The organism is Alcanivorax profundi (assembly GCF_003597125.1).
Taxonomy (GTDB): Bacteria; Pseudomonadota; Gammaproteobacteria; order Pseudomonadales; family Alcanivoracaceae; genus Alcanivorax; species Alcanivorax profundi.
Window position 1 is genome coordinate 1 of the sequence record NZ_QYYA01000011.1, and the last position, 4,322, is coordinate 4,322.

Sequence of the window (4,322 nt, forward strand, 5' to 3'; positions counted from 1 at the left end):
CTCTGTTGGCGCACCCGTCTCCGACCGCCCCAGTTGCACTTACCACGGATGCCTCTGATTATGCCGTGGGGGCTGTGTGTGAACAGTGGGTGGGCGGAGCCTGGCAGCCGCTGGCCTTTTTCAGTAGGAAGCTCCGTGACAACGAGAGGAAATACAGCACCTTCGACAGGGAGCTCCTGGGTCTTTTCCTCGCTACCCGTCATTTCCGTTTTTTATTGGAGGGCCGGCGGTTCACGGCTTTCGTTGACCACAAGCCGCTGACGTTTGCCATGGCCAAGTCTTCAGAGCCATGGTCTGGTCGCCAGCAGCGCCAGCTCTCTGCCATCTCCGAGTATACCACTGACATTCAGCACGTGGCCGGCAAAGACAATTTTGTTGCCGACTGCCTCTCTCGGGCGGTCACTGGGTCCGTCCACTTGGGCCTCGACTACGCAGCCATGGCTGAGGATCAGACCGCGGACTCAGAGGTACAAGCCTACAGGACGGCCCCCACGGCACTGCTCATGAAGGATGTGGCATTTCACACGGCCAACACTACACTCCTTTGCGATGTCTCCACTGGCCAACCGCGCCCCATGGTACCTGCTGGCTGGAGGCGAAAGGTTTTTGATGCCATCCACGGCCTGTCCCACCCTGGGGTGAAGGCTTCTACCAAGCTGGTGGGGGCCAAGTTTGTCTGGCCAGGCCTGCGGAGGGACGTTAGGGCCTGGGCTGCTGCCTGTGTGGCATGCCAGCGCGCAAAGGTCATTCGTCATACCAAGGCCCCTTTGGCACACTTCAAAGTGCCAGAGAGACGTTTTGATCATGTGAATGTGGACCTGGTGGGCCCACTTCCCCCCTCCCGTGGTTATACGTACCTCCTCACTATGGTAGACAGGACCACAAGGTGGCCGGAAGCGGTTCCCCTGTCCTCCATTACCTCAGCTGAAGTAGCCCGGGCGTTCATTATGGCTTGGGTAAGCCGTTACGGCACACCGTCCGACCTCTCCTCGGACCGGGGCCCGCAGTTCACATCAGAGCTTTGGACAGCAGTCGCCGAGGTCCTGGGAGTCAAAGTCCACCGTACCACAGCCTACAACCCACAAAGCAACGGACTTTGTGAGCGGTTTCATCGGGACATGAAGGCCGCGCTCAGGGCTAGCCTTACGGACAACAACTGGGCTGACCGCCTCCCATGGGTTATGCTGGGCCTTCGCTCCGCCCCCAAGGAAGATCTGCAGACCTCATCGGCCGAGCTGGTGTACGGCCAGCCTCTGCGTGTTCCGGGGGAGTTTCTTCCAGATGCCACGGCCCCGTGGTCGGTTTCCTCCCATCGCGCTGTGTCCCGGAGAATTGCAGACGCTTTTGTTCCCATTCCCACGTCTCACCATGGCCTACCCCAGTCCTACGTGCCCAAGGATTTACCATCCGCCAAGTATGTTTTCATCCGCCACGATGGCCATCGTACTCCGCTGCAGCCCCCCTACGATGGGCCCTTCCGTGTTCTGGCTGGAGGGTCTAAGAACTTTGTTGTGGATATGGGGGGCAGGCCTGAGCGAGTGGCTATAGACCGTCTCAAGCCTGCTCATAGGGATATTGGCGAACCGCTTCAGCTGGCCCAGGCCCCGCGGAGAGGACGACCTCCGGCAACAGCCTCGGCCCCTGCTCTGGCCCCTGGCACTGTCCCTACCCCGCCCCTTGCCCTTTGCCCCTCTCCGGTTAAGCGCAGCCGGTATGGCCGCCTGGTCCGCCCCCCTGTACGTTGACTCTGATGGACTGTTTCTGGACTGTTCCATTTTGCATTCATCGGGTTGGGGTACCTGTTCGGCCTGAGCCAGTTATATTGGGTGAATTCTGGGGGGGCCTGTGTGGTGGCCCACAGAGGAACTGAAAGAGACATTCACCCAAGTACTGTGCCTTTAAGGGGGCGGGTGTTTTGTTGGGTAGTTCCGGTAAAGCTGTGTGTGACGGTTGACCTGCATCTCTCGTTTGTAAGCTTTTGAAATATAAAAAGTGGATAGTAAAGCTGACTCGACGCGTCACCGTCTCCTGTCTCCTCACTTACTACACTCCACATTGGTGACCCCGACGTGATCTGAACATGTCACACAACGGCGAAAATGATGCTGCTGCGGCGCCGGCTGTTGCTAGCGGCGCGGCTAATGTTGGCGCTCTCTGCGCTGCTACCATCAAGTTGCCGGACTTTTGGCAGCACAATCCACGGCCGTGGTTTCAACACATCGAGGCTCAGTTCCAGCTGAGAGGAATAACGCAGGATGTTACTAAGTATTTCCATGTGGTAGCGGCTTTAGATGCCTCAACGACAGCCAGGGCTATGGCGCTACTAGAGGCTCCTCCGGCTACCGGCAAGTACGACGCGCTAAAAACATTCCTGTTAAACCTCTTTGAACTGTCGGAGCTGGAGAAAGCAGACCGCCTGCTGTCCCTGAATGGCCTTGGCGACAGCAAGCCATCCGAGTTGATGGAGCGGATGCTGGCTGTGCTGGGCGCAGCAGATCCGTCATTTCTATTCGCCCACATTTTCCTGCGGCAGCTTCCAGCCCCCGTGCGCACCGCATTGGCTAGTTCCCCCCTCCCTTCCTCCAGAGACTATCGGGCGCTGGCTGTGGAGGCAGACAGGATTTTTCTTGCCAACCGGCAGCAGTTTGTCCATGCGCTGTTGCCCTCCCAGCACACGTCTGCTCCACTTTCACCCCCGGTGGACGGCCAGAGCACTACAGCTGCTGTGACAGCCCGCCAACAGCGTGCGGATGGGTGGTGTTATTACCATTCCAGGTTTGGGGCCAAGGCCAAGCAATGTCGCCAGCCTTGCAGTTTTGGAGCTCAGGGAAAAGCCAGGGCCGGCGCTCATTAGCAGCTATGGGTGCTGGCCGTGACTGCAAGCTGTTATTCATCACTGACTCCTTGTCTGGCCGGCGACTGCTGGTCGATTCTGGGGCTCAGCGCAGCATCCTGCCAGCAAAGCCTGTGGACACCATGGCTGGCGGGCATGGCCCCCCCATGGATGCCGCTATGTATTTCCATGTGGTAGCGGCTTTAGATGCCTCAACGACAGCCAGGGCTATGGCGCTACTAGAGGCTCCTCCGGCTACCGGCAAGTACGACGCGCTAAAAACATTCCTGTTAAACCTCTTTGAACTGTCGGAGCTGGAGTAGGCAGACCGCCTGCTGTCCCTGAATGGCCTTGGCGACAGCAAGCCATCCGAGTTAATGGAGAGAATGCTGGCTGTGCTGGGCGCAGCAGATCCATCATTCCTATTCGCCCACATTTTCCTGCGGCAGCTTCCATTCCCTGACATCACCACCCCCACGTTCTCATCGGCTGTGGCTAAGCATGGCGTGGAGCACTACATCACCACGGTGGGCCCCCCAGTCTATGCACGGGCCCGGCGTCTCGACTCTGCCAAGCTCACGATCGCCAGGGAGGAGTTTGCCACCATGGAGCACCTTGGCATTGTGCGACGCTCCAACAGCCCGTGGGCTTCCCCCCTGCACATGGTGACCAAAACTGATGGGGGTTGGCGTCCCTGTGGTGATTTCCGTCGCCTGAACAACGCCACCACCCCTGATCGGTACCCTGTGCCGCACATACAGGACTTCTCCGCCCACTTATCCGGTGCCATAATCTTTTCAAAGGTGGACCTGGTTCGCGGTTACCACCAGGTTCCTGTCCACCCGCAGGATGTCCCCAAAACAGCAGTCATCACACCCTTTGGCCTTTTCGAGTTCCTGAGGATGCCTTTTGGCCTCAAGGGGGCAGCGCAGACGTTTCAGCGCCTCATGGACTCTGTGCTGCGAGACATGCCCTTCCTGTTCGTTTATTTGGATGACATTCTTGTGGCCAGCGCATCCGCAGACGACCACCTGATACATCTCCGGCAATTGTTCGGCCGGCTCAGTGAGCATGGTCTCATCATTAACCCGGCCAAGTGCGAGTTTGGCCGGTCGTCCATCACCTTCCTCGGCCACCACGTCACCCCACAGGGGGCCGTTCCGCTCCCTGCCAAGGTGGACGCCGTGGCCAGTTTCCCACGCCCACGCACTGTGAAGTCCCTGCAAGAGTTTCTGGGCATGTGGCTAAGCATGGCGTGGAGCACTACATCACCAAGGTGGGCCCCCCAGTCTATGCACGGGCCCGGCGTCTCGACTCTGCCAAGCTCACGATCGCCAGGGAGGAGTTTGCCACCATGGAGCACCTTGGCATTGTGCGACGCTCCAACAGCCCGTGGGCTTCCCCCCTGCACATGGTGACCAAAACTGATGGGGGTTGGCGTCCCTGTGGTGATTTCCGTCGCCTGAACAACGCCATCACCCCTGATCGG

General features: G+C 59.0%; 4 protein-coding genes and 1 pseudogene. All 5 read left to right on the forward strand.

The genetic code is table 11. From position 1 onward, the window contains the following. The first annotated feature begins 5 nt into the window (after window positions 1–5). Window positions 6–1,745, forward strand: a complete 1,740-nt coding sequence (locus tag D4A39_RS18860) for an RNase H-like domain-containing protein (protein WP_497707264.1) — start codon at window positions 6–8, stop codon at window positions 1,743–1,745. A 335-nt stretch (window positions 1,746–2,080) separates the two neighbouring features. Then, on the forward strand, window positions 2,081–2,854 hold the full coding sequence (locus D4A39_RS18865; RefSeq protein ID WP_119918572.1) for a hypothetical protein: 774 nt from the start codon (window positions 2,081–2,083) through the stop codon (window positions 2,852–2,854). A 5-nt stretch (window positions 2,855–2,859) separates the two neighbouring features. Further along, window positions 2,860–3,156, forward strand: a complete 297-nt coding sequence (locus D4A39_RS18870; RefSeq protein ID WP_119918573.1) for a pepsin/retropepsin-like aspartic protease family protein — start codon at window positions 2,860–2,862, stop codon at window positions 3,154–3,156. Window positions 3,157–3,495: 339 nt separating this feature from the next. Then, window positions 3,496–3,915, forward strand: a pseudogene (locus tag D4A39_RS18875) (reverse transcriptase family protein); the annotation flags it as partial. 158 nt (window positions 3,916–4,073) lie between these two features. Beyond that, a partial coding sequence (locus tag D4A39_RS18880) for a reverse transcriptase family protein (RefSeq protein ID WP_233552513.1) occupies window positions 4,074–4,322 on the forward strand: 249 nt, incomplete at its 3' end.

Excerpts from the sequence above, each read along its gene's own strand:
- D4A39_RS18865 (WP_119918572.1), top strand. The coding sequence starts at position 2,081 with ATGTCACACAACGGCGAAAATGATGCTGCTGCGGCGCCGGCTGTTGCT.
- D4A39_RS18870 (WP_119918573.1), top strand. The coding sequence starts at position 2,860 with ATGGGTGCTGGCCGTGACTGCAAGCTGTTATTCATCACTGACTCCTTG.